Annotated in this window: 21 protein-coding genes; 15 read left to right on the forward strand and 6 right to left on the reverse strand. The window is 31.8% G+C overall.

Annotated features, from left to right (window positions below; all coding sequences use genetic code 11):
* Positions 1–130 precede the first annotated feature (130 nt).
* Genes WG951_RS14725 through WG951_RS14735 form a run of 3 tightly spaced genes read right to left on the reverse strand, consistent with a single transcriptional unit; the run spans position 131 to position 2,206 of the window.
* A complete protein-coding gene (locus WG951_RS14725) occupies positions 131–817 on the reverse strand; it encodes an RluA family pseudouridine synthase (protein ID WP_105047705.1) in 687 nt (228 codons plus the stop codon).
* A 7-nt stretch (positions 818–824) separates the two neighbouring features.
* On the reverse strand, positions 825–1,436 hold the full coding sequence (gene yihA / locus WG951_RS14730; protein ID WP_105047706.1) for a ribosome biogenesis GTP-binding protein YihA/YsxC: 612 nt from the start codon (positions 1,434–1,436) through the stop codon (positions 825–827).
* Between the two features lie 5 nt (positions 1,437–1,441).
* Complete coding sequence (locus WG951_RS14735; RefSeq protein ID WP_105047707.1) at positions 1,442–2,206, reverse strand: alpha/beta fold hydrolase; 765 nt, start codon at positions 2,204–2,206, stop codon at positions 1,442–1,444.
* A gap of 203 nt (positions 2,207–2,409) precedes the next feature.
* Between WG951_RS14735 and mraZ the strand changes: the two genes are divergently transcribed.
* The 14 genes from mraZ to WG951_RS14805 all read left to right on the forward strand — a co-directional run bounded on the left by mraZ (position 2,410) and on the right by WG951_RS14805 (position 20,661).
* Positions 2,410–2,877, forward strand: coding sequence for a division/cell wall cluster transcriptional repressor MraZ (gene mraZ / locus WG951_RS14740; RefSeq protein ID WP_105047708.1), 468 nt, complete (start codon positions 2,410–2,412; stop codon positions 2,875–2,877).
* Positions 2,864–3,763, forward strand: coding sequence for a 16S rRNA (cytosine(1402)-N(4))-methyltransferase RsmH (gene rsmH / locus WG951_RS14745; protein WP_105047709.1), 900 nt, complete (start codon positions 2,864–2,866; stop codon positions 3,761–3,763). The genes mraZ and rsmH overlap by 14 nt, the downstream gene beginning before the upstream one ends.
* A gap of 1 nt (position 3,764) precedes the next feature.
* Positions 3,765–4,091 carry an FtsL-like putative cell division protein gene (locus WG951_RS14750; protein WP_105047710.1) on the forward strand — a complete coding sequence of 109 codons (327 nt, stop codon included), beginning with the start codon at positions 3,765–3,767 and terminating at the stop codon, positions 4,089–4,091.
* Positions 4,092–4,150: 59 nt separating this feature from the next.
* Positions 4,151–6,112 (forward strand): penicillin-binding protein, encoded by a 1,962-nt coding sequence (locus tag WG951_RS14755; RefSeq protein WP_105047711.1) that lies wholly within the window; start codon positions 4,151–4,153, stop codon positions 6,110–6,112.
* A 1-nt stretch (position 6,113) separates the two neighbouring features.
* Positions 6,114–7,580, forward strand: coding sequence for a UDP-N-acetylmuramoyl-L-alanyl-D-glutamate--2,6-diaminopimelate ligase (locus WG951_RS14760; protein ID WP_105047712.1), 1,467 nt, complete (start codon positions 6,114–6,116; stop codon positions 7,578–7,580).
* Positions 7,581–7,582: 2 nt separating this feature from the next.
* Positions 7,583–8,809 carry a phospho-N-acetylmuramoyl-pentapeptide-transferase gene (gene mraY, locus WG951_RS14765; RefSeq protein WP_105047713.1) on the forward strand — a complete coding sequence of 409 codons (1,227 nt, stop codon included), beginning with the start codon at positions 7,583–7,585 and terminating at the stop codon, positions 8,807–8,809.
* Positions 8,810–10,144, forward strand: a complete 1,335-nt coding sequence (murD, locus tag WG951_RS14770) for a UDP-N-acetylmuramoyl-L-alanine--D-glutamate ligase (protein ID WP_105047714.1) — start codon at positions 8,810–8,812, stop codon at positions 10,142–10,144.
* An 88-nt stretch (positions 10,145–10,232) separates the two neighbouring features.
* Entirely contained in the window at positions 10,233–11,417 is a 1,185-nt protein-coding gene (locus WG951_RS14775) for an FtsW/RodA/SpoVE family cell cycle protein (RefSeq protein ID WP_105047715.1), read from the forward strand.
* Positions 11,401–12,495, forward strand: coding sequence for an undecaprenyldiphospho-muramoylpentapeptide beta-N-acetylglucosaminyltransferase (gene murG, locus WG951_RS14780; RefSeq protein ID WP_105047716.1), 1,095 nt, complete (start codon positions 11,401–11,403; stop codon positions 12,493–12,495). The genes WG951_RS14775 and murG overlap by 17 nt, the downstream gene beginning before the upstream one ends.
* Positions 12,492–13,844, forward strand: coding sequence for a UDP-N-acetylmuramate--L-alanine ligase (murC, locus tag WG951_RS14785; protein ID WP_105047717.1), 1,353 nt, complete (start codon positions 12,492–12,494; stop codon positions 13,842–13,844). Before murG ends, murC begins: the two co-directional genes overlap by 4 nt.
* Positions 13,837–14,559 (forward strand): cell division protein FtsQ/DivIB, encoded by a 723-nt coding sequence (locus WG951_RS14790; protein ID WP_105047718.1) that lies wholly within the window; start codon positions 13,837–13,839, stop codon positions 14,557–14,559. Before murC ends, WG951_RS14790 begins: the two co-directional genes overlap by 8 nt.
* Positions 14,560–14,565: 6 nt before the next feature.
* Positions 14,566–15,912 carry a cell division protein FtsA gene (gene ftsA / locus WG951_RS14795; RefSeq protein WP_105047719.1) on the forward strand — a complete coding sequence of 449 codons (1,347 nt, stop codon included), beginning with the start codon at positions 14,566–14,568 and terminating at the stop codon, positions 15,910–15,912.
* Positions 15,913–15,973: 61 nt separating this feature from the next.
* Complete coding sequence (gene ftsZ, locus WG951_RS14800; RefSeq protein ID WP_105047720.1) at positions 15,974–17,827, forward strand: cell division protein FtsZ; 1,854 nt, start codon at positions 15,974–15,976, stop codon at positions 17,825–17,827.
* 185 nt (positions 17,828–18,012) lie between these two features.
* Positions 18,013–20,661, forward strand: coding sequence for a T9SS type A sorting domain-containing protein (locus tag WG951_RS14805; RefSeq protein WP_105047721.1), 2,649 nt, complete (start codon positions 18,013–18,015; stop codon positions 20,659–20,661).
* 785 nt (positions 20,662–21,446) lie between these two features.
* Here WG951_RS14805 and WG951_RS14810 read toward each other — a convergent pair.
* Both WG951_RS14810 and WG951_RS14815 read right to left on the reverse strand, forming a co-directional pair.
* Complete coding sequence (locus WG951_RS14810) at positions 21,447–22,634, reverse strand: pyridoxal phosphate-dependent aminotransferase (RefSeq protein ID WP_211296688.1); 1,188 nt, start codon at positions 22,632–22,634, stop codon at positions 21,447–21,449.
* A 26-nt stretch (positions 22,635–22,660) separates the two neighbouring features.
* A complete protein-coding gene (locus tag WG951_RS14815) occupies positions 22,661–23,752 on the reverse strand; it encodes a fatty acid desaturase family protein (RefSeq protein WP_105047722.1) in 1,092 nt (363 codons plus the stop codon).
* A gap of 123 nt (positions 23,753–23,875) precedes the next feature.
* On the opposite strand from WG951_RS14815, the gene rsmG reads away from it, so the two are divergent.
* Positions 23,876–24,505 carry a 16S rRNA (guanine(527)-N(7))-methyltransferase RsmG gene (rsmG, locus tag WG951_RS14820; protein ID WP_105047723.1) on the forward strand — a complete coding sequence of 210 codons (630 nt, stop codon included), beginning with the start codon at positions 23,876–23,878 and terminating at the stop codon, positions 24,503–24,505.
* 7 nt (positions 24,506–24,512) lie between these two features.
* On the opposite strand, the gene WG951_RS14825 is transcribed toward rsmG, so the two are convergent.
* Complete coding sequence (locus tag WG951_RS14825) at positions 24,513–25,592, reverse strand: SGNH/GDSL hydrolase family protein (protein WP_105049323.1); 1,080 nt, start codon at positions 25,590–25,592, stop codon at positions 24,513–24,515.
* Positions 25,593–25,652 lie beyond the last annotated feature (60 nt).

Raw genomic sequence — 25,652 nt, forward strand, 5'->3', positions numbered from 1 at the left:
ACCAACAAGAAGAGCAGAATACAGGTAAAACCTGATAGATATATAACGTGTAAGCAGTTTTGGGTAAAGAACTTGTTAGTGAGTGCTTTAGCTTCTTCATAAAGAAAAATTAATTCTTTAAAGATAGCAATTAGTTACAAGCGTTCCAAATAACTTCTTTAGGGGTTGGAGCTGTAATGTTAACTTGTTCTTTGGTTACAGGGTGTATAAACTGAATTCTACGGGCATGTAAGTGAATGCTTCCGTCTTTATTACTTCTGTCAAATCCGTATTTTAAATCTCCTTTTATAGGGCTACCAATATTAGCTAATTGAGATCTAATTTGGTGGTGTCTTCCTGTTTCTAAATCTACTTCTATTAAAGAGTAGTTGTCTAGTTTTTTAAGAACAGTATAATGTAGGATGGCTTTTTTACTTCCTTCAATTTCTTTAGGATATGCGGTAGACTTATTATTCTTTGGGTTTTTTCTTAAAAAATTAATTAAGGTATCCTTTTCTTTCTTCGGATGATTTTTTACAACAGCCCAATACGTTTTGTGAATGGTTTTATCGCGTAGCATCTTGTTAAGGCGCTCTAAAGATTTAGATGTTTTGGCAAAAATAATAATGCCAGAAGTGGGTCTGTCTAATCTGTGTACAACACCTAAATACACGTTGCCTGGTTTGTTGTATTTGTCTTTAATATATTCTTTTACAACATCACTTAAAGGTTTGTCTCCTGTTTTATCACCTTGTGTAATATCGCCTGCGCGTTTATTTACAATGATAATATGGTTGTCTTCAAATAAAATTTGTAGATTTTCTTTAGTAGAATGCATTCAAAATTTATTTAAAATCTTTAGCAACATCTTGATTTACCCCATCAATAAATTTTAAAAATTCTTCTCTACCTAATCCTGTATTAGAAGAGGTGATAAAAGAAGTAGGAAGCGTTTCCCAAGAGTTTAGTAATTTCTTTTTATAAGAAGTAATTTGTTTGTTTATTTTAGAGCTTCCTAATTTGTCTGCTTTGGTAAAAACAATGCAAAACGGAATTTGGTTTTCTCCTAAAAATTTCATGAATTCTAAATCGATTTTCTGAGGATCGTGTCTAGAGTCAATTAAAACAAAAGTACATACCAATTGCTCTCTTTCTTTAAAGTAGTTTTCTATAAAAAACTGAAAAATAGTTCTTTTCTTTTTAGAAACTTTGGCGTATCCATAGCCAGGTAAATCTACTAAAAACCATTCGTCATTTATTTTAAAATGGTTAATAAGTTGTGTTTTACCAGGTTTTCCAGAAATTTTAGCCAAATCTTTACGTTCCATTAACATATTAATTAATGAAGATTTACCAACGTTAGAACGTCCAATAAACGCATATTCTGGCATTCTTTCTTTAGGAGCATTTGTAACATTACTGTTGCTCATTACAAACTCTGCAGATCTAATTTTCATAAAATTTATATATTTCTAGCAATAAACCATTTGTGAAGGACTTTGTTAAATTCTTCTGGTTTTTCCATCATTGCTGCGTGTCCACATTTATCTAACCAAAATAAGTCTGAGTTCGGTAAAAGTTTGTGAAAATCTTCTGCCGCTTCAGGAGGTGTAACTCCGTCTTGTTTACCCCAAATTAAACATGTTGGATGTTTCATGGTTGGTAAATCATTTGCCATATTATGTCTAATTGCACTTTTGGCAATAGATAAGGTTTTTAAAGCTTTCATTCTGTCGTTTACAGTACTGTAAACATCGTCTACTAATTCTTTGGTGGCAATTGCTGGGTCGTAAAAAACCTCTCTAGCTTTTTGCTCTATGTATTCGTAGTTTCCTCTTTTAGGAAAACTATCTCCCATTGCTTTTTCATACAAACCAGAACTACCTGTAAGTACTAAAGCACTTACTTTTTCTGGGTATTGTTTTGTAAAATATAAAGCAATATGTCCTCCTAAAGAATTTCCTAAAAGGATGGCGTTATTTATGTTTTTATGTTCTAAAAACTCCTTTAAAAACTTTGCTAAGTTTTTAACATTGGTTTTTAAAAGGGGTAAGGAGTATAAAGGTAGCTGAGGGATTAAAACCTTGTATCCATTATTAGAAAAATGATCAAATGTTGAGTCAAAATTACTTAAAGCTCCCATCAATCCATGTAAAATAATGATTGCAGGTCCTTCTCCGGCTTCTGCATATGTAAATTTCCCCTCCGTTGTTAACTTGTCAGTCATTAATTTTTTTCAATTGGCTTAAAAGCAAATGTAATCCTTTTTTGTGAAATAGGTATCGTTTTCGTAGACTACTATTTTTAAAATAAACAGTTTTTAAATGCAATGATTTGTTAACAAATACGTTATTTATTAACAATGTGGTAAAAAGTGGTAAAAAGTGGTAAAATTTACATATTTTTGATGTCAATTAACAATATACTAGAGTGATAAACCTAATTGGGACATATGAGTGTAAATCAGATGCTAAGGGGAGATTGATGTTTTCATCAGCCTTTAAAAAGCAACTGAGTTCTGTGTTACAAGATGGTTTTGTGGTAAAGAGAGCTGTTTTTCAGCCGTGTTTAGAGTTGTATCCGATGCAAGAATGGAATTTGATGATGCAAAAGATTAACAAGTTAAACAGGTTTAATAAAAAGAATAACGATTTTATTAGAAGATTTACGGCGGGAGTAAAAATGGTAGAACTAGATGCAACTGGAAGAATTCTAATTCCGAAAGATTTATTTGAGTTTGCAGGTATTAAAAAACAGGTTGTTATGTCGTCATCTGTCAATATTATTGAAATTTGGGACAAAGATAAATATGAGAAAGCCATTGATGATGCTGCGGATGATTTTGCAGATTTGGCAGAGGAAGTAATGGGAAATACAGAATTAGATGAATTATCATAATCCGGTTTTATTGCAAGAAAGTGTAGATGCGTTGGCTATTAAAGAAGATGGTGTCTATGTAGATGTTACGTTTGGTGGTGGAGGTCATTCAAGAGAAATTTTGAAGAGATTGGGTAAAAATGGAAAGTTGTTTGGTTTTGATCAGGATCCTGACGCTTTGGCTAATGTTATTGATGATGAACGTTTTGTTTTGATTCCAGAGAATTTTAGATACATCTCAAGATTCTTAAGGTTTCATGGTGTTAGAAAGGTAGATGGTGTTTTGGCTGATTTAGGGGTTTCTTCTCATCAGTTTGATGAGGCGGAAAGAGGTTTTTCTACGCGATTTGATGGTGACTTGGATATGAGGATGAATCAAAAATCTAAAACATCAGCAAAAGAAATTGTTAATAAATATTCTGAAGAGAAGTTAGCTGAAATATTGTTTTTGTATGGAGAGTTGAGAAATTCTAGGAATATAGCAAAAACGATAGTTGAAAAAAGACAAGAAGAAAAAATTGATACTAGTTTTCAGTTAAGACAAGTTTTGCAAAAATATTTGCCAAAAGCAAAAGAACATAAAATTATAGCGCAAATATTTCAGGCAATTAGAATAGAGGTAAATGAGGAGTTAGATGTTTTAAAGGAGTTTTTAGAGCAAATGCCTAGTTTATTAAAAGAAGATGGTAGGTTAAGTGTTATTTCTTATCATTCTTTAGAAGATAGATTGGTAAAACGATTTATAAGGACGGGTTTGTTTCAGGGGGAGTTAGAGAAAGATGTTTTTGGGCGAAGTAATGAGCCAATGCAGAAAGTAGGAAAATTGATAGTGCCTACTCCGCAAGAAATTAAGCTGAATAATAGGGCTCGTAGCGCTAAGTTAAGGATAGCAACTTTAAAGAAATAAGATGTCTAAAGTTAAAAAAGGGGTGTATGATTTTCTGAGAGGAAGTTTTCTTACAGATGATGCAGCTTTTAGAAATTGGCGAATTATTCTTTTTGTGGTTGGTTTGTTGTTGATTATGATAACAAGTGCGCATAAAGCGGATAAAAAAGTTATTCAGATATCAAAATTGAATAAAAAGAAAAGAGAGTTAAGAGCAGTGTATGTAGATACTGGTACTATTTTGATGAGAATGAAAATGGAATCGAGTATCAGAGAAAAAGCAAAAGCAAGAGGTTTGGCGCCTTTAAAGTCTCCTCCAAATAAAATTAAAGTAACCATTAAAGACTAATAAAATTGGCAACTCATAAAAAAAGCATTCTTACAAAATTTTACCTGGTGGCTGCTTTTATGACGCTTTTTTTGTTGGCGATTGTGTTTCGTGTATTTACAATTCAGCATTCAGAAGGAGATAAGTATAGAAAGCTTTCTACAGAGTTAACTATTAGGCAAGATACTGTATATGCAAATAAGGGAAATGTGTATGCGGCAGACGGAAACTTGTTGGCAACATCGATGTCTAAGTTTACTATTAGAATGGATGTGGTTGCGGTAGATAGTCAGGTGTTTGAAAAAAACATTGTAGCGTTGTCTAAAAAGCTTTCTGAAATGTTGGGGAAAACTCCAGGTTATTATCAACGTAAGTTAAGAAGTGCAAAAAAGAGGAGGAATAGGTATTTGCTAATTGCAAGAAATATAGGGTATACAGATTATTTAAAAATAAAGCAATTTCCAATTTTTAATAAAGGAGTTTATAAAGGCGGTTTTATTGCAGAGCATAAAACGGTAAGAGCGCATCCGATAGGTAAAATTGCAGAGCGTACTATTGGGTATGATGATTTTAGAGGAGAAGCAGGTATAGAAGGTGCTTTTGCTGATTATATGCAAGGTGAAAATGGGTTGAGATGGAAGCAGAAAATTGCTAAAAATCAATGGAAACCTATAAATGATGTTAATGAAAAAGAACCTATAGATGGTCATGATATTATTACGACTATAGATGTTAATATTCAGGATATAACGCATCATGCGTTGTTAGATAACTTAGCATATTTTGAGGCAGAACATGGTTGTGCAGTGGTTATGGAAACGGCAACAGGAGAAATTAAAGCAATTTCTAATTTAGGAAGAACGTCTAAAGGAACCTATTACGAAAAAAGAAATTATGCGGTTTGGGAGAGTCATGAGCCAGGTTCTACTTTTAAGTTGGCAAGTTTAATGGTGGCTTTAGATGATAAAGTTATCGATACTTCTACAGTGGTAGATACGGAGAAAGGTAGAATTTATGTTAATAATAGAAAGGTAGAGGATTCTCATAGAGGAGGTTACGGTAAGATTTCTGCGGCAAGGGTTTTGGAGGTTTCGTCGAATGTTGGAGTGGTAAAGATTATAAAAAAGTTTTATGATAAAAACCCAGAGAAATATTATAATAAAATAGCTGAATATGGTTTTACAAAGCCTATTGGTTTTCAAATAAAAGGAGAAGGGAAGCCTTATGTTCCGAATCCTAAAGATAAGGAATGGAGTAAAATTTCTTTAGAGTGGATGGCTTGGGGTTATGGGGTTTCTGTTACGCCAATGCAAACATTAATGTTTTACAATGCGGTTGCAAATAATGGGGTTATGGTAAAACCAAGGTTTGTTAAAGAATTAAGAAGAGAGGATAAAACAGAGAAACTTTTTGAAACAGAGATTGTAAATCCTAAAATAGCTTCAGATGAAACTTTAGCGAAGTTGAAAAAAGTGTTAGAAAACGTTGTAACTAAAGGTACGGCACGTAATATTTATTCTCCTAACTTTTCTATGGCAGGTAAAACAGGGACGGCAAAAAAGTACATTCCAAAGCATGTAGATGAGAAAGGTAAAACAGTATTTGGACATTATTCTACCAAGCATTATGTAGCGTCGTTTGCGGGTTTTTTTCCTGCGGATAAACCAAAATATTCTTGCATTGTGGTAATTCATGATCCAAAGAAAGAGAAAGGGTATTATGGTGCAACTGTTGCGGGGCCTGTGTTTAAAGAGATTGCACAAAAAATTTATACAACTACACCTATAGATAATCAGTCTGTAGATGATAAAATAGAATTTGCGTCGATTGAAAAGCAGTATTTAAGTTTTGATAAAAAATTAAATAAAGAATATCATGAAATTCCGGATGTTAGAGGGATGTCTGGTATGGATGCTTTGGCGTTGTTAGAAAATATTGGATTAAAAGTGCAGGTTTCTGGAGCGGGAAAAGTGAAGTCTCAATCACTACGAAAAGGAGAGAAGTTAATAAAAGGACAAACAATTATTTTAAAACTTTCATAAGCTGAAAAATTTAAAAGACATATTATATCAGGTTGCTATTCATCAAGTATTTGGACTTACAGATATTAAGGTGAATTCTATTGTTTTTGATTCTAGAAAGATTGAAAAGAATGCTGTTTTTGTTGCTCAAAAAGGAGTTTCAGTAGATGGGCATTTATATATAGATAAAGCAATTTCTTTAGGAGCAATCGCAATTATTTGCGAAGATTTTCCTGCGGATAAAAAAGAAGGAATTACTTATGTTCAGGTGACGGATGCAAATGTAGCATTGGCTATTATGGCGTCTAATTTTTATAACAATCCATCAAAAAAACTTCCTTTAGTGGGAGTTACGGGTACTAATGGTAAAACAACAATAGCATCACTTTTATATCAATTATTTAAAAAAGCGGGTTATAAAGTTGGTTTACTTTCTACTGTTAAAATTTTGGTTGATGAAACGGAGTTTAAGGCAACGCATACAACACCAGATTCTGTAACTATCAATAGTTATTTGGATAAAATGATTGAAGCTGGAGTAGATTACTGTTTTATGGAAGTGAGTTCTCATGGAATTCATCAAAAAAGAACAGAAGGATTAACTTTTGCAGGTGGAATTTTTACCAACTTATCGCACGATCATTTAGATTATCACAACACGTTTGCAGAGTATAGAGATGTAAAAAAATCATTTTTCGATTCATTGCCAAAATCAGCTTTTGCGTTGACAAATATTGATGATAAAAATGGCGACTTTATGTTGCAAAACACCAAGGCTAAAAAGAAAACATACGCGTTAAAAACAATAGCAGATTATAAAGCGAAGATTTTAGAAAAACAATTTTCTGGTACACTTTTAAAGTTAAATGACACGGAGGTTTGGACAAAGTTAATTGGTCAGTTTAATGCTTCTAATTTATTGGCAATTTATGCTACGGCAGAATTATTAGGTTTAGAAAAGTTAGAAATTTTAACAATAATAAGTCAGTTAGAAAATGTAAGCGGACGTTTTGAATATGTGGTTTCTGGTGATGGAGTTACAGCAATTGTAGATTATGCGCATACGCCAGATGCTTTAAAAAATGTGTTAGAAACCATTAATGATATTAGAACTGGTAACGAAAAAGTAATTACAGTTGTAGGTTGTGGTGGTGATAGAGATAAAACAAAAAGACCTAAAATGGCGCACATTGCTTCGCAATTAAGTAATCAAGCAATTTTTACGTCAGACAATCCAAGAACAGAAAATGCGCAAACTATTTTAGATGAAATGGAAGTTGGTGTTGCTGCAGAAAATTATAAAAAAACATTGTCAATTTTAGATAGAAGACAAGCCATAAAAACAGCTTGTAAGTTTTCTGAAAATGGAGATATCATATTAATTGCCGGAAAAGGGCATGAAAATTATCAAGAAATAAACGGAGTTAGAACTCATTTTGATGATTTAGAGGAGGTAAGAAATTGTTTCAATCAATTAAAAAATAATTAAGAATGCTGTATTATTTATTTCAATATTTAGAAAGTGTAATGGATTTTCCTGGTGCAGGATTGTTCCATTTTATCACATTTAGAGCTGCAGCAGCTTTTATTTTATCCTTGTTAATTTCTACCATTTATGGTAAGCGAATTATAGATTTTTTAAGAAATCAACAAGTTGGTGAAACAGTAAGAGATTTAGGTTTAGATGGTCAAAAACAAAAAACAGGAACGCCTACAATGGGTGGTGTTATTATCATTTTAGCAACATTAATTCCGGTTTTATTGTTAGCCAAATTAGATAATATCTATGTCATTATTTTAATCATCACCACAGTTTGGATGGGGTTAATTGGTTTTTTAGATGATTATATAAAAGTTTTTAAGAAAGATAAAGGAGGTTTAAGTGGTAAGTTTAAAGTTTTAGGTCAGATTGGTTTAGGTCTTATTGTGGGGTCTATGCTTTATTTTAACGATGGAGTTACTATTAAAGAACAATTGCCAAAAGACCAACAAATAGTAAATAAGGAAGGAAGAAAAATTGTTTTTGGAGAAGCTCATAAATCAACAAAAACAACAGTTCCTTTTTTAAAGGATAACGAATTAGATTACTCTAAAGCATTCAGTTTTTTAGGGGATGGTTATGAAAAATACGGTTGGATTATTTTTATTTTTATTACTGTTTTTATTGTAACAGGGGTTTCTAATGGAGCAAATTTAACAGATGGAATAGATGGTTTGGCCGCTGGTTCTTCTGCTATTATTGTAATAACGTTAGCTGTTTTTGCGTGGGTTTCTGGTAATATCATTTTTGCAGATTATTTAGACATTATGTTTATACCAAATTCGGGAGAAATGACAGTTTTTATATTGGCTTTTGCTGGGGCTTTAATTGGTTTTCTTTGGTATAATACATATCCTGCTCAAGTTTTTATGGGAGATACAGGAAGTTTAACTATCGGTGGAATTATAGCTGTTATTGCTATTGCAATTCGAAAAGAATTATTACTGCCAATTTTAGCTGGAATATTTGTAGTAGAAAACCTATCTGTAATTATGCAAGTTTCTTGGTTTAAGTATACTAGAAAAAAATACGGAGAAGGAAGAAGGATTTTTAAAATGTCTCCGTTGCATCATCATTATCAAAAATTAAGTTATCACGAAAGTAAAATTGTAGTCCGTTTTTGGATTGTTGGAATTTTACTGGCAGTATTTACAATTGTAACCTTAAAATTAAGATAAATGAAACGATTGGTAGTTCTTGGTGGAGGAGAAAGTGGTGTTGGTGCAGCGCTTTTAGGAAAACAAAAAGGCTATGAAGTCTTTGTGTCTGACAAGGGTGCTATATCAAAAAAATATAAAGAAGTTCTTTTAAATAATAAGATTGATTTTGAGGAAAAGCAACATACAGAAAGCAAAATTTTAAATGCAGATGTAGTTGTAAAAAGTCCTGGAATTCCGGATACCGTTGCGTTGATTGTAAAGTTGAAAGAAAATTTGATTCCTGTTATTTCAGAAATTGAATTTGCAGCAAAATATACCAGTGCAAATATTATAAGTATTACGGGGTCTAACGGTAAAACAACCACCACATTATTATTGCATCATATTTTAAAAAATGCAGGTTTAGATGTTGGTATTGCAGGGAATATTGGGGATAGTTTTGCGCAACAAGTAGCAGAACAATCGTATGAAAATTATGTGTTAGAGTTAAGTAGTTTTCAATTAGATGGTATTGAAGACTTTAATAGTCATATTGCCATTTTAACCAATATTACACCAGATCATTTAGATAGATATGAGTACGATTTTAATAAATATGTAGCCTCAAAATTTAGAATAACAAAGAATCAAAAAGAAACCGATTATTTAATTTTTGATGCTGATGATGAAGCAATCAATAATTGGTTAAAAGAGAATAAAACAAGCGCAAAATTAGTTCCGTTTTCGCTTGAAAAAGAATTAGAGTACGGAGCTTATGTCAAAGACAATAATATGATTATCAATATAAATAAAGAAAAAATTAACATGCCGTTATCAACTTTATCAGTAAAAGGAAAACACAATACTAAAAACGCAATGGCGGCAACAATGGCTGCACAATTGTTAAAAGTAAGAAGACAAGCAATTAAAGAAAGCTTAGAAGATTTTGAAGGTGTAGAGCATCGTTTAGAAAATGTTGCAAAAGTTAAAGGGGTAGCATTTATAAATGATTCTAAGGCAACCAATGTAAATGCAACTTATTATGCCTTAGAATGCATGGATAAAACAACTATTTGGATTGTTGGTGGTGTAGATAAAGGAAATGATTATAATGATTTATTGCCTTTGGTTAGAGAAAAGGTAAAAGCAATTGTGTGTTTAGGTCTTGATAATGAGAAAATAAAAAACACTTTTGAAAACGTTGTTGATATTATTGTAGAAACTGCCGGGGCAGAAGAAGCTGTAAAAGTTTCTCAGAAATTAGCAGAAAGAGGAGAAGCTGTTTTGTTATCTCCATGTTGTGCAAGTTTTGATTTATTTGAAAATTATGAAGACAGAGGGCGTCAATTTAAAAACGCTGTAAGAAGTCTTTAAAAAATGTAATTGCGTAAATATTAGCAATTAATTTTAGAAAGAATTATTTAAATCTTTCTAAAAACAAACTAAAACTAAAAGTTATAAAGTGAAAACCATTTTTAAATACATAAAAGGAGATCGAACCATTTGGGCAATTGTTGCTATTTTGGCTATATTCTCATTTATGCCGGTATATAGCGCAAGTACAAACTTGGTTTATGTAGTTGGGTCTGGTTCTTCTTTAGGATATTTGATGAAGCATATTCTGTTGTTAATTATGGGGTTTGCTATTATTTATGGTGTACACAAAGTACCTTATAGATATTTTTCTGGTGGTTCTGTAATTATGCTTCCTGTAATTATCTTTTTATTGATTTACACATTGTCTCAAGGAACAACTATTGGGGGGGCAAATGCAAGTAGATGGATTAGAATTGGTGGTATTGGTTTTCAAACATCTACCTTGGCAGGTTTGGTTCTAATGGTTTATGTAGCAAGATATTTATCTAGAAACAAGGATAAAATAATAAGTTTTAAAGAAAGTTTATGGCAGTTGTGGTTGCCTGTTGCAGCTATTTTAATGTTAATTTTACCAGCAAACTTTTCTACATCAGCCATTATTTTTGTAATGATTTTAATCTTAACTTTTCTAGGAGGATATCCGGTTAAGTATTTAGGTTTTATAATGGGAGCGGGAGTTGGTTTGTTGTTGCTTTTTATTTTAGCAGCAAAAGCTTTTCCGGATGCCATGCCAAATAGGGTGCAGACTTGGCAAAATAGAATTGAGAGTTTTTCTGATAATGAAGGTAAAGAAGCATATCAGGTAGAAAAGGCAAAAATAGCTATTGCTATGGGGCAAACTTTTGGTGTAGGACCTGGTAAGAGCATTCAAAAAAACTTTTTACCTCAGTCTACTTCCGATTTTATTTACGCAATTATTGTAGAAGAATACGGTTTGGTTGGTGGTTTTTTAATTGTGTCTATCTATTTTATTCTGTTGTTCAGAATTTTTGTAGTCATTAGAAAAACAACTACAATTTTTGGCACGTTATTAGTGTTAGGAGTTGGGTTGCCTATTATTTTTCAGGCATCCATAAATATGGCGGTTGCAACCAATTTATTTCCTGTAACAGGGCAAACTTTACCATTAATAAGTAGTGGTGGTACTTCTATTTGGATGACGTGTTTTGCTTTAGGAATGATTTTAAGTGTAAGCGCATCAAAAGAAGAAACAGAAGAAGATATTTTAGATGATAACCCTTTAGACATACTTCATGAAGCACTCGATTAACATACTAATTTCAGGGGGAGGAACAGGAGGACACATCTATCCTGCAATTGCAATTGCAAACGAATTAAAGTTGCGTTATCCAGATGCAAAATTTTTGTTTGTAGGTGCAAAAGATAAAATGGAGATGGAAAAGGTGCCGCAAGCGGGGTATGAAATTAAAGGATTGTGGATTTCTGGTATTCAAAGAAAGTTAACTATAGCTAATTTATCGTTTCCTTTTAAGTTGATGAGTAGTTTGTGGAATGCATCAAAGATTATTAGAAAATTTAAACCAGATATTGCTATTGGTACTGGTGGTTTTGCTAGCGGACCAACATTGATAATGGCAAATAGAAAAGGAATTCCGACGTTGATACAAGAACAGAATTCTTTTCCTGGAATTACGAATAAATTATTAAGCAAAAAGGCAAATAAAATTTGTGTTGCTTATGATCATTTAGAACGCTTTTTTCCTGCGGATAAAATTGTAAAAACAGGTAACCCTGTTCGGCAAGATTTGCTGTCAATTCATGCCAAAACAGCAGAGGGTAAAGCTTTTTTTAAATTAGATGAAAGTAAGAAAACGATTTTAGTTTTAGGAGGAAGTTTAGGAGCTAGAAAAATAAATCAACTGGTAGAAACAAACTTAGGTTTTTTTAAAAAACAAGGAATTCAGGTTATTTGGCAATGTGGTAAATTGTATTTTGAAGAATACAAAAAGTACAATGAAATAGATGGTGTACAAGTACATCAGTTTTTAAATAGAATGGATTTTGCGTATGCCGCATCTGATATTATTATTTCTAGAGCAGGTGCAAGTTCGGTTTCAGAATTATGTATTGTTGGTAAGCCAGTTATATTTATTCCATCGCCTAATGTGTCGGAAGATCATCAAACTAAAAACGCAAAGTCAATTGCAGATAAACATGGTGCAATTTTGTTAAAAGAGAGTGAGTTAGAAACGTTTCCAATAGTTTTTGAAACATTGATAAAAGATCAAGGAAAACAAGATCATTTAGCAGAAAATATAAACGAATTAGCGCTTCCGGGTGCAACAACAGATATTGTTAACGAAGTAGAAAAATTATTAAAAAAGTGAATTTAAACAATATACATAACGTCTTTTTTGTCGGTATTGGTGGCATAGGAATGAGCGCAATTGCCCGTTACTTTGCTACGAATGGAAAAAAAGTGGCTGGTTATGATAAAACTCCTTCTCAAATCACTTTAGATTTAGAGGAATTAGGAGTTGAAATTCATTTTGAAGATGCTGTAAAAAATATTCCTATTTCATTTTTAAATACCAAAAAAACATTGGTGGTTTATACGCCTGCAATCTCTAAAACTAATGTAGAATTAAATTATTTTTTAGAGAATGATTTTTCGGTTTTAAAAAGATCAGAAATTTTAGGAAGAATCACAGAAACTACCTTTTGTTTAGCTGTTGCAGGTACGCACGGTAAAACAACTACTTCTGCTATTTTAGGACATATTATGGCAGAAGCAAATGCAACTTCTTTTTTAGGAGGAATTGCAGAAAATTATAATTCTAACCTAATTTTAGGTGAAGATAAAATTAGTGTTGTGGAGGCAGATGAGTTTGATCGATCTTTCTTAAAATTGAGTCCAAATATTGCTTGTGTAACTTCTATGGATGCCGATCATTTAGATATTTATGGAGATGCAGAAGCATTGAATGAGTCTTTTGTAGAGTTTGCAAACAAAGTTTCTGGAACCTTAATTGTTGCAAAAGGGTTGCCTTTAAAAGGATTAACGTATGCAGTTAATAAAGCGGCAGATTATGCGGCTTTAAATTTAAAAATTGAAAGCGGAACATATGTTTTTGATGTGAAAACACCATCATCAGAAATTAAAAATATTGAATTTCATTTACCAGGGCAGCATAATGTTATGAATGCTTTAGCGGCTTTGGCAATGGCAGATGTTTATGGGATATCATTAGAAAACATCAAACAACGTTTGTCTAGTTTTAAAGGGGTTAAGCGTAGGTTTTCTTATAAAATTAAAACAAATAATTTTGTGCTGATTGATGATTATGCACATCACCCAACGGCAATAAATGCAGTTGAAAGTTCTATAAGAGAAATGTACCCGGATGAAAAAGTGTTGGTTGTTTTTCAGCCTCATTTATTTTCTAGAACAAAAGATTTTATTGAAGATTTTGCCTTGGCGTTATCTAAATTTGATGAAGTTTTGTTGTTAGACATTTATCCTGCAAGAGAAGAACCGATCACTGGAGTAGACTCTGAATGGTTATTAAATAAAATTGATTGTAAGAATAAAAATTTAACTAAAAAAAATAATTTAGTAAAAGATATTAAGAATTCATCGGCAAAAGTAGTGGTAATGTTAGGGGCAGGAGACATAGGTGTGATGGTTAATGAGGTAACAAATGAACTTTTAAAAACCACCAATAGTTATGATTAAGAAGTTTTTAAAATATATCTCTTTCCTTTTATTGATAGTGGTTTTGGGGATTTTATATAGTTTTTCTTCTGCAAGAAATTCTAAGAAAAAGGTAAAAGATATTGTGGTAGAATTTGAAGCTGGAGAGAACCATTTTTTAACACATGCTATGGTTAATAAATTGTTAATACAAAATGATTCAACTGTGAAAAACCAAGCAAAATCTGTGATAAATTTATACAGTTTGGAAAAAATGGTTTCTAAAAATCCATATGTAGCACATGCAGCTGTATTTTTAACCATTGGGGGTACCTTAAAAACAATCATAAAACAGCGAGCACCTGTTGCAAGAATTATGACTAAAAGTGATTCTTATTATATTGATAAACAAGGAGTAAAAATACCTTTGTCTGCTAATTATTCGGCAAGAGTACTGTTGGTTTCTGGGGTTAAAAAAGAAGAAGAAATTAAATGGATATTACCATTAATATCCTTTATTTTGCAAGATAGTTTTTTGCAAAAAGAAGTGGTAGGAATTGAGAAATTTGATGATGATGATTATCAATTGGCCGTGAGAAGTGGAGATTATAAAATCGATTTAGGTAAATTAACCGAAATGGATGTAAAATTTAAGAAGTTAAAGGCGTTTTATAACAAAGCATTTAAAGATAAAACGATTCAGAATTATAAAACGATTAATTTAAAATATCACAACCAAGTTGTGTGCGCAAAATAAATCAAAATGGAGAACAATAAAATAGCAATTGGTTTAGATATTGGTACAACCAAAATCGCTGCAATGATTGGTCGCAAGAACGAATATGGTAAGATTGAGGTTATTGGTATTGGTAAAGCAAAAAGCTTAGGTGTAAAACGTGGTGTTGTAAGTAACATTACACAAACCATACAATCTATTCAGCAAGCGGTAGAAGAGGCAGAAAGTGTTTCTGGTGTTAAGATTGAAGAAGTTGTTGTGGGTATAGCTGGTCAGCATATTCGTAGTTTACATCATAGTGATTATATCACTAGAAATAATGCAGATGAAGTAATTGATGAAAACGATATTGAAGATTTAGTAAATCAAGTTCATAAATTGGTAATGTTACCTGGAGAAGAAATTATTCATGTATTACCACAAGAATTTAAAGTAGATTCTCAAGCAGACATTAAAGAACCAATTGGTATGTATGGCGGTCGTTTAGAGGCTAATTTTCATGTAGTGGTTGGGCAAGTTTCATCCATTAGAAATATTGGACGTTGTGTTAAAAGTGCAGGTTTAGGTTTAAGTGAAATTACATTAGAACCTTTAGCATCTGCCTCTGCAGTGTTAAGTCAAGAAGAAAAAGAAGCAGGTGTAGCGTTGATTGATATAGGTGGTGGAACAACAGATTTGGCTATTTTTAAAGACGGAATTATTAGACACACAGCTGTAATTCCTTTTGGCGGAAACGTAATTACTGATGATATAAAAGAAGGTTGTTCTATTATAGAAAAACAAGCAGAGTTATTAAAAATAAAATTTGGTTCTGCATGGCCAGGAGAAAATAAAGAAACAGAAATAGTTTCTATACCTGGGTTAAGAGGCAGAGAACCAAAAGAAATTACGCTTAAAAATTTATCGAAAATTATACATGCAAGAGTACAAGAAATTATAGAGCATGTGTATTTAGAAATTAAAAATTACGGACATGAAACTGCAAAAGGAAAATTAATTGCAGGAATTGTATTAACCGGTGGAGGTGCACAATTAAAGCATTTACGTCAGTTGGTAGAATACATAACAGGCATGGATGCAAGAATTGGATATCCAAATGAGCATTTGGCAGGGGAGTCCGATGAAATATTATCGAGTCCAGCTTTTGCTACAACAGTTGGATTATTGATGGAAGGCTTAGAAAAACAAAAGGCCAAAGAAGAAAAAGAAGTGGTAGAAGAGGTTATAGAGGAAGTTGTAGATGAAAGCCTAGAACAAATAATAGAAGAAAAACCACCGGTTGTTGAGGTAAAACCAACACCAAAACCAAAAAAGAAGTCGTTTTTTGAAAAGTTTACAGAAGGATTAAAAGATTTCTTAGACAACGCAGAGTAAGATTAAGAAAAAAAGAGAGAACAAAAATTAAAAAATAATAATAAACAATATATCGGTTATTATGAGCGCAGAATTCGATAACATTTCATTTGACATGCCTAAAACGCAATCTAACACAATTAAAGTAATTGGTGTTGGTGGTGGTGGTAGCAACGCAGTAAACCACATGTTTACGCAACAGATTAAAGGAGTAGACTTTGTAATTTGTAACACAGATGCACAGGCTTTAGAAAATAGCCCTGTTCCTAATAAAATTCAATTAGGAGTAAGCTTAACATCTGGTTTAGGTGCAGGAGCAAATCCAGAAGTTGGAGAGAAAGCTGCTAAAGAAAGCATGCAAGAAATACAGCAAATGTTAAATACCCAAACAAAAATGGTGTTTATTACTGCTGGTATGGGAGGAGGTACAGGTACAGGAGCCGCTCCAATAATAGCCAAAATAGCAAAGGATATGGATATCCTTACTGTAGGTATTGTTACCATGCCTTTTGCTTTTGAAGGCAGAAGACGTTCTAAACAAGCTCAAACAGGAATCGATCAATTGCGCCAAAATGTTGATTCTTTAATTGTTATTAATAATAATAAACTTCGTGAAGTTTATGGAAATCTTGGTTTTAAAGCCGGTTTTTCTAAAGCAGATGAGGTATTATCTACTGCTTCTCGTGGTATTGCAGAAGTAATTACGCATCACTATAAGCAAAATATTGACTTGCATGATGCTAAAACGGTACTTTCTAACAGTGGAACTGCAATTATGGGTTCTGCAAAAGAAGAAGGGCAAACGAGAGCTAAAACGGCTATCGTTAAAGCTTTAGACTCCCCATTATTAAACGATAATAAAATTACAGGAGCAAAGAACGTGTTGTTGTTAATTGTATCGGGTACAAATGAAGTAACGTTAGATGAGATTGGAGAAATCAATGATCATATCCAAGATGAAGCAGGTTATGACGCTAACATTATTATGGGGATTGGTGAAGACGAAGAATTAGGAGATGCCATTGCTGTAACAATTGTTGCAACAGGTTTTGCTGCAGATCAGCAAAGTACCATTACCAATACAGAAGTTAAAAAAATTGTACACACTTTAGAAGACGAACAAAAAGCAACGTACGATTTTAGTGAAAAAACAGTTATAAAAGCACCATCATTAAACGAACCTTTAACAAATAATGTAGAGCAAAAAATTGTTCATACATTAGAGGAAGAGGTTGTAGAGCCAAAACCAAGCTTGGTTAGAACAACTAATGAAATAGCAAATATGTCTGTTGTTTATGATGAGATTCCATTAGAAACTATTTCTGAAGAAGATTTTGTTATTACAGATGTAACTCCGGTTCAAGAAAAACAAGTAACTGAAGAGCCTAAAGCAATGCAACCTAATTTGTTATTTGATTTGCCTTTAAATCCAAAAGCAGAAGTAAAGGATACAAAGGTAAATGAGATTGAGGTTTTTGAAGAGGAAGAAGTTGTTTTTGAGAGAAAAGAAGTAGAAAAACGTTATGTTTTAGAAGATTTTGATGCAAAGCCAACTATTGGTAAAAGTTCTGGAATTGTAGAGAGAAAAGTTGTTGAAGAAGAAATTAAGTTTGAATTAAAAACGAGAACTCCACAAGTAGAAATTAATCAAATAGATACGCAAAGTGAAGAGGTTTCTCCTTTAGATTTAACAATTACAGAATTGCAAAAGAGAGCCGAAGAACGACGCAAAAAAATGAAAGGTTTCAACTATAAGTTCAATGATCAAATGAACAAAAATATAGATGAAATTGAACGTCAACCTGCATATAAAAGATTAGGTGTTAATTTAGATATAAATAGTCCTATTAGTAATACAAAAACATCTATTAAGCAAGATGCAGATGAAATTGGTTTAAAATCGAACAATTCATTTTTACATGATAATGTAGATTAATCACTATATAAAATACCCTTTTATAGATTTACAGCCACACCCTTTATAGGTGTGGCTTTTTTGTTTTTTATGTAAAATGAATTCGTCATTTTAAAACACCAATTCATCTACACTTTTAAGTTAATAGTCTTAGTTTGTGATGTTAAAAAGTTGTATCTTAATACCTTTACATAAAAATACGAATTATGATAAAACAATTACATCCCTCAATTGCCAGAGTTTTATTCTTTTTAGTGGTTATTTTAAGCATGTCTATAAGTGCACAAAATGAACCCTTTAATTGTGATTATAATGCATACTTGTTTCAAAGAAATGATATTTATGCTTTAGATTTAGCTTCAGGAAGCTCTTATCTTGTAAGAGAAGATATTACAGAAGGGTCGGTTAACGCGGTAGGATATAATCCTGCGGATGGCTACATCTGGGGCTCATTAAGTTCTCCTGCAAAAACAATTGTAAGAATTGGTAAAAATTTTAATGTAGAAACGTTTTATATTGATGAGTTGCCGAGTTCTAATAGATATGTTGGAGATGTTAGTTCGGAAGGAATTTACTATTTAAAAGGTGGTGGAACCAGTTTTTTTAAAATAGATTTAAATCCAGAATCTGCTACTTACACAAAGTATGTAAGCACCAATACATTATCTAAAAATATTTCTGTACACGATTGGGCTTTTAATGCCGTAGATGGTTTTTTGTATACCGTAGAAAAAAACACCAACATATTGTATAGAGTAAATGCGGTTACAGGTGAAGTTATAGATTTAGGAGAAGTTCCTATTTTAGCAGGTTTAAGTTATACGTATGGAGCCGTTTATTTTGATGCATCAGGACGTTTTTATGTTTCTGCTAATCAAACAGGAACGGTGTATGTAATTCAAAGCGTACAAACATTACAACCAGGAAGTACTCTAGATTCTAACCTTTTTGCTTACGGACCTTCTAGTAGTTCTAATGATGGAGCAAGATGTCCTACAGCACCAGTACCGCAAGAAGATTGTGCAAATGGAGTTGATGATGATGGAGATGGTTTGGTAGATTGTGATGATCCGGCTTGTTCTGGGGTAGCAGCGTGTCCTATACTTGCTCCACAAGTTTCTAGTGGAAATGATGGCGGTTTAGAAAGTAACGATCGTCTTTCTCAGCAAATAAACCAAAGAAACTATTTAAGAAAAAAAGGAAACTATAAGTTTGATAAATCAAAGGCTAAAAGAGTTATAAAAACTAAGAGTTATAAAAAGTCTGCATCAAAAAGTACCAATTTTGAATTAAAAGATTTAATTCCTTTAGATGTTATTCCTGGAACTACAACTGTAGAGTCTTCTCCGTCAGATTTAATAGCAATAACCAACGCAACAGAATTGTATTCTGTAGATTATGTAAAAGATGGAGAAACAGTGGCAGTTGTTTTAGCGACAAAAACAGAAAACGGTGTATATGAGCACACTAAGTTTATTTGTGATCGATTATTAGGAGCAGAATTATTGTCTGTTTCTACTATAGAGTTGTTTCAAGAAGAGATTGAAGAAGGTGAAGAAGGAGAAGAAAAAGAAGGGGTGCATTTTATTAAATCAATTATAAAGAATAGCAACGGATCAAAAGAATTTGTTTTAAGTTTTTCTGGAAGATTGATTAATGATGATGTAAATTTTGAAATAGATAGTCATTGGAATATTGATAAATATGAAGCAGACGCTACTTACTATAACTTTCAAATCTGGACAAATAGTGTAGATGATTTGTTAACTTTAGGAGAAGAGGCTTTGGCTTTATTTGAAATACAAAAGCCTATTTCAGATTATGTTACATCAACACCACCACCTGTATTTGTTAAAAAAGGAGAATATGTAAACGGTACTTTAGAATTAGAGTTGATTAATATTAGAAGAAGTAAAAGTGTAGTTATAGATGCAGGTTTTAAAAGAACAGAAACTTCTACAACAGAATATTTTAATAATACAATCGATTTAACTGGTAATTATATTGAAACTCTAGTTATTGAAACTGGAAACATCTTTGACATCGGTTTTAGAATTGAAAATGAATATAATTTAACTCCAGATGATTTATTTATGTCGGATGGTGTTTGGGGAAAAGACGATTCTCCTGCAGGAACCACTGTTAACGAATTTGTAATTACCCAAAATGATAATATTTATGCTGGTAGTGGTTATAGAGTAGAAAGAAATATTTCTTTAAAAGCAACTACAAACTCGTATGTTTCTGCATTTAGATCGTTTACACCAAGAAGTACCGCTGTAGATTTATCTGAGTTTGATACGTTTGAGTTAGATGCAAGCGGAACAGGTGATTTAGAAATTACGATTTTAAAAGAAGGTATTGATGCGTGGGAAAATCAATTTAGAACCACTATAAAGTTAAATGAAACAGAAACGCATTATGCAATTCCTTTGGCGCATTTTGTTTCTGCAGCAGGCGGTAATATTAATTTAACAGATGCTATAAATATTACTTTTACAATGTCTTCTGATGGAACAACTGTTTTAGAGAAAGAAATGAACTTAAAAGACATACAGTTTACACAAAAATCACTTGGAGTAAATACAGATGTTATTGCAGAAAATGAAGCGATATTAATGCCAAATCCAATGAGTTATAATGCCGAATTAAGTTTTTATTCAGAAACAAATGCAACCTCAAAAATTGAAGTATATAATGTAACAGGTGCTTTGGTTAGAAAAATGGAAGAAAATACTACGATAGGAAATAATAGTATATCTATGTTAAGAGAAGGATTAAAATCGGGTATTTATTTTGTGCAAATTAGAAATGATTTTAGAAAGTATAAAACAATTAAATTAGTTGTAAATTAAATTGATTGTACTTTTTATCTATTTAAATGTCCGGTAATTAAGAATTAATTACCGGACATTTTTTTAAATTGATTCATTCTGATATACGCTTTCGGTGTTATGATTCGTGTTTTTGTTTTGTTTTTTTTTTTAGAGAAGGCTTCATCTGTGTTTAAAACTAAATATTGGTTTTAAATTATCAATGAAGGGTAGAAAGTAAAGCTATAATTACTTTCAGGTATGCTTGCAAGCTTGTGTTTTTATAATCATTGTTACTTAATGATGTAAAGGACAAAGTAAGAAGAGTAGTCTTTTTTAATCCGTAAAGTATCTTAACTATAAGTTGTTCTTTTATTAATGTGCTTAAAGTCAGTATGCTAAAAACATTTTTTTTAGTTTAAAAAAACGCTTATCGGGTTAAATTAGCTTTTTATCTATAGTTATGTGTTAATGGTCTGATATGTAGTTTTTTAAGTAATATTAATAATATCTTTGAAGTATAAGAACAAGATTTAACAAAAAAAGCAAAGATATAACCCCCTAATGGTCCCCCAAATTTTCTTAAAGCCATGTCTAATTTATATAGGCGTGGTTTTATTATTTTAATTAGTATTGTACCTTTTAGGCTGTAAAATTATTAGCTTAAAGTATTCGTTGATTTCATTTACTTTTTTATAAAATAGAAAGTCTTTCGGCTTTATATCATAAAAGAAATTCTACTATTATTTTCTTAATAAGGTGTTATTAGAACAAAAAAAATCCATCTAAAAAAGAATGGATTTTTAATATTTAATAAGATTTAAAGTTTAGCTTAATGCTTCTTTAATTCTTTTAATTGCTTCTCTAATTTGTAATTCTGATGCTGCGTAAGAAATTCTAATACAGTTTGGTGTACCAAAAGCATCACCAGTTACTGTAGCAACATTCGCTTTTTCTAGAATAAACAAAGCAAAATCACTTGCGTTTTCAATTTTTACTCCATTAATGGTTTTACCAAAAAATGCAGAAACATCTGGGAAAACGTAAAAAGCACCTTCAGGTACATTTACTTTAAAACCATCAATTTCTCTTAACAAGTCAATAATGATATCTCTACGAGTTTTAAATTCGTCTACCATATATTGAATTTTAGAAACTGGTGCTAAGACTGCTGTAATTGCAGCTCTTTGCGCAATACAGTTTGTACCAGAAGTAATTTGACCTTGCATTTTTGTACAAGCTTTAGCAATCCATTCTGGAGCACCTATATAACCAATTCTCCAACCTGTCATAGCAAATGCTTTTGCCAAACCGTTTACGGTAATGGTTCTGTCGTACATGCTTTCAATTGCTGCAAAACTAAATGGTTTTGTTTCGTAATTGATATGTTCATAGATTTCATCTGATAAGATAAAAATCTGTGGGTGTTTTTCTAAAACTGCAGCCAACGCTCTGTATTCTGCTTCACTATAAATAGTTCCACTTGGGTTGTTTGGCGAGTTAAAGAAAATCATTTTTGTTTTAGGCGTAATAGAAGCTTCTAATTGTTCTGGAGTGATTTTAAAATCATTCTCTATAGAAGAAGGAATTTCTACATACGTTGCTTCGCATAATATTGCAATTGCAGAGTAACTTACCCAATAAGGAGCTGGTAATAACACTTCGTCTCCTGGGTTTAATAATACTTGAGCAATGTTTGCTATAGATTGTTTTGCTCCGGTAGAAACCACAATTTGACTTGGTTTATACTCTAAATCATTGTCTCGTTTAAACTTGGTGCAAATAGCTTCTTTTAAATCTGCGTATCCATCTACTGGAGAATACGAATTATAATTTTGATTGATAGCTTCAATAGCAGCGTCTTTAATAAAATCTGGCGTATTAAAATCTGGTTCTCCCAAACTTAAACCAATAATATCTTTTCCTTCTGCTCTTAGTTCTCTCGCTTTAGCAGCCATTGCTAAAGTTTGAGAGACAGGTAAACTGTTAATTCTGTCCGATAATGGATTTTTCATTTTACTGTTAGTTGTTGTTGTTCTACTTATGCTATTTCAGGGTTATTACCCAAAACTCCCAAATGTCTAAAATGTTCTATAACTGCTTTACGCATGGTTTCGTATTCGTTATATGGCAAATTAAATTCCTTGGCGGTTTCTTTTACAATTTTAGCTAATTTATCATAATGTACATGAGAAATATGCGGAAAAATATGATGTTCAACTTGATGATTTAATCCACCTGTATAGAAGTTTACCAACCAATTACTAGGCGCAAAGTTAGATGTAGTGTATAATTGATGGACTGCCCAAGTGTGTTCTAAATTTCCTTCTTTGTCTGGAATTGGCATTTCTGTATTAGGTACAATGTGTGCCAATTGAAAAACCAAACTTAAAATCATACCTGCTGTATAATGCATGACAAAAAAGCCTATTAAAATTTTCCACCAAGCTACATCTAGTACCAGTAGAGGCAAAAGAATCCAAAGAGAATAATACGCAATTTTAGAAATTATTAATTTGGTCCATTCTGTAGCAGGGTTTGGAAACTCTCCATAAGATAATTTGCGTTTTAAATAACGATGCATTTGCTTAATATCTGTAGTAATAGCCCAGTTAATGGTTAATAAGCCATATAAAAATATTGAATAATATTTTTGAATTTTATGAATTGGTAACCATTTAGAATGCTGAGAAAAACGAATAATTCTACCTGCATCAATATCTTCATCATGTCCTTCTACGTTTGTAAATGTATGGTGTAAAACGTTGTGTTGTACTTTCCAATTATAAACATTACCTGCAAGGATATAAATACTGCTTCCCATTAATTTATTAACCCATTTTCTCTTAGAAAAAGAATCGTGATTGGCATCGTGCATTACATTCATACCAACACCAGCCATTCCTATTCCTGTAACCACCATTAAAAGTGCCATTACCCATTGCGGCATGGAAACGGTTAGGATTAAAATAAATGGGACTAAGAAAAGAGAAAACATAATAATTGCTTTTGTATACAATTTCCAGTTTCCTGTTCTTTTTAATTCATTTTCTTTAAAATATGTATTTACTCTTTTATTAAGAGTTCTAAAGAATTTAGCTTTATCTACTCTCGAAAAATTTATTGTTTTCATGTACTGTTTTAAATAATTTACAAAAATATGCTTTTTGAAATAGCTTTTTATGATAAACGTCAGTTATTGTTAAGAATTGTTCCAATTCAAATGGCTATTTTTGCAATATAAATAAATTTATTGATGGAAATTATACTCAAATACTTTAAAGACCTAACGGCAACTCAAATTGATCAGTTCTCTAAACTTCAAGAATTATACCAAGATTGGAATTTAAAAATAAACGTTGTTTCTAGAAAAGATATAGACGAATTGTATTTGCGCCATGTATTGCATTCTTTGGCTATAGCAAAAGTAATACAGTTTAAACCAGGTTCTAAAGTAATGGATGTTGGAACAGGTGGAGGATTCCCAGGCATTCCATTAGCAATTTTGTTTCCAGAAACCCAGTTTCATTTGGTAGACTCTATAGGTAAAAAGATAAAAGTAGTAAACGAAGTTGTAGCAGGGTTAGGTTTAGAAAACGTAAAAACTACAAATGGTAGAGTAGAAGAAGTAAAGGATACTTATGATTTTATTGTAAGTAGAGCGGTTGCTCAAATGGAAACTTTTGTAGGTTGGACTAAAGGTAGAATTTCTAAAAAGCAAAATCACGATTTAAAAAACGGAATTTTATACTTAAAAGGAGGCGATTTAACAGAGGAATTAAAATTATACACCTCTGCAACAATTTATAATTTACCAGATTATTTTGATGAAGATTTTTATGAAACCAAAAAAGTGGTTCATTTGGGGATGAAATTTAAAGGGTAGGTATTATCTACCAATCTATATTTTCTTTAATAAAATTAATTAAACTTTTTGCCATTAATTCTTGTTCTTCTATAGATGGATGACCAACACTTTTTTTATATGGCATAACGTGTGTGTAAATTGCAGTATCATTTAAATGATCAACTGCTTTTCTAATATATTTAATCCATTTAGAGCCTTTTTTACTTGCATCCATAGATCCTAGTGTGCAGATAATATTGGCTCTAGGATAATGTTTTCTTATTTTAGATACAAATTGTTGGTATGCATTTATAATATATTTTTCATTTGGAGGTTTAGTGCCAAACCTAGCTTTAAACTCATCGTTTTCTGGCATATTTACTAACCAAGAATCATTTTGTAATAAGTTAATCACAACTACATCCGGAGTATAAAGAGAGAAATTCCATTTGCTATTTGGGTCTTTAGGTATTAATCGATCATACATTTCTGGCATTATTAGTGGAAACCAACTAACTGTTATTCCAATTCCACTTTTACAGATACATTGATATTTTGCATCAAAGTGTCTGGCAGTAATGGCAGCATAACTTAAATAATTGTTAGTGTAAGTACTGTCTGGAGAATCTTTTCCAGATAAATCTTCAACTGCATATCCAGCAGTTATAGAGTTTCCGTAAAATTCTATTTTTCTTTTTTTACTTATAGGCTTCTTTAGTACTTTTGAATTTCCTTCTAATTTGAAACCGTAAAAAGAAGTTTTACCTCTATTCCATTCAGTTCTTTTAAAAATTTCAAGGGTATGTTTTCCTTTCGGTAATTTTGATGCAAGTTTATAATAACGTTTAATTGTATCTGGACGTAAAATAAAGAGGCTATCATTATCAATTATAATATTGTAATAATTATCTCCTTTTTCATTTTTAAGCAATGCTGATATAGATTCGCCTTCAAAATTAAATTTTATGGAAGTTCCTGACCAATATAGTTCTGCTGCTTTCGTTTTTGAAGAGTCTATTCTGCCCGAATATTCTATTTGCGAATTTGTATAATTTATGAGTGTTTCTTTTTTTGAAGAACACGCAAAAACAAGAGATAAAACTATAAGTAAAAGTATCCTTCTCAAAATGATAGGTGTTTTTTTTGTATTTAAATGTACAGCAACGTTATGTTTAGTAAAAAACAA

Origin of the sequence: Polaribacter butkevichii (assembly GCF_038024105.1) — a bacterium.
Lineage (GTDB): Bacteria > Bacteroidota > Bacteroidia > Flavobacteriales > Flavobacteriaceae > Polaribacter > Polaribacter butkevichii.

What these genes read in the sequence shown, in the direction of transcription:
- murG (WP_105047716.1), top strand. Translation starts at nt 11,401, where the DNA reads ATGAAGCACTCGATTAACATACTAATTTCAGGGGGAGGAACAGGAGGA.
- WG951_RS14805 (WP_105047721.1), top strand. Translation starts at nt 18,013, where the DNA reads ATGATAAAACAATTACATCCCTCAATTGCCAGAGTTTTATTCTTTTTA.
- WG951_RS14790 (WP_105047718.1), top strand. Translation starts at nt 13,837, where the DNA reads ATGATTAAGAAGTTTTTAAAATATATCTCTTTCCTTTTATTGATAGTG.
- ftsA (WP_105047719.1), top strand. Translation starts at nt 14,566, where the DNA reads ATGGAGAACAATAAAATAGCAATTGGTTTAGATATTGGTACAACCAAA.
- rsmG (WP_105047723.1), top strand. Translation starts at nt 23,876, where the DNA reads ATGGAAATTATACTCAAATACTTTAAAGACCTAACGGCAACTCAAATT.
- WG951_RS14810 (WP_211296688.1), bottom strand. Translation starts at nt 22,634, where the DNA reads ATGAAAAATCCATTATCGGACAGAATTAACAGTTTACCTGTCTCTCAA.
- rsmH (WP_105047709.1), top strand. Translation starts at nt 2,864, where the DNA reads ATGAATTATCATAATCCGGTTTTATTGCAAGAAAGTGTAGATGCGTTG.
- WG951_RS14750 (WP_105047710.1), top strand. Translation starts at nt 3,765, where the DNA reads ATGTCTAAAGTTAAAAAAGGGGTGTATGATTTTCTGAGAGGAAGTTTT.
- WG951_RS14815 (WP_105047722.1), bottom strand. Translation starts at nt 23,752, where the DNA reads ATGAAAACAATAAATTTTTCGAGAGTAGATAAAGCTAAATTCTTTAGA.
- yihA (WP_105047706.1), bottom strand. Translation starts at nt 1,436, where the DNA reads ATGAAAATTAGATCTGCAGAGTTTGTAATGAGCAACAGTAATGTTACA.
- ftsZ (WP_105047720.1), top strand. Translation starts at nt 15,974, where the DNA reads ATGAGCGCAGAATTCGATAACATTTCATTTGACATGCCTAAAACGCAA.
- mraY (WP_105047713.1), top strand. Translation starts at nt 7,583, where the DNA reads ATGCTGTATTATTTATTTCAATATTTAGAAAGTGTAATGGATTTTCCT.
- WG951_RS14725 (WP_105047705.1), bottom strand. Translation starts at nt 817, where the DNA reads ATGCATTCTACTAAAGAAAATCTACAAATTTTATTTGAAGACAACCAT.
- murD (WP_105047714.1), top strand. Translation starts at nt 8,810, where the DNA reads ATGAAACGATTGGTAGTTCTTGGTGGAGGAGAAAGTGGTGTTGGTGCA.
- WG951_RS14755 (WP_105047711.1), top strand. Translation starts at nt 4,151, where the DNA reads ATGACGCTTTTTTTGTTGGCGATTGTGTTTCGTGTATTTACAATTCAG.
- WG951_RS14735 (WP_105047707.1), bottom strand. Translation starts at nt 2,206, where the DNA reads ATGACTGACAAGTTAACAACGGAGGGGAAATTTACATATGCAGAAGCC.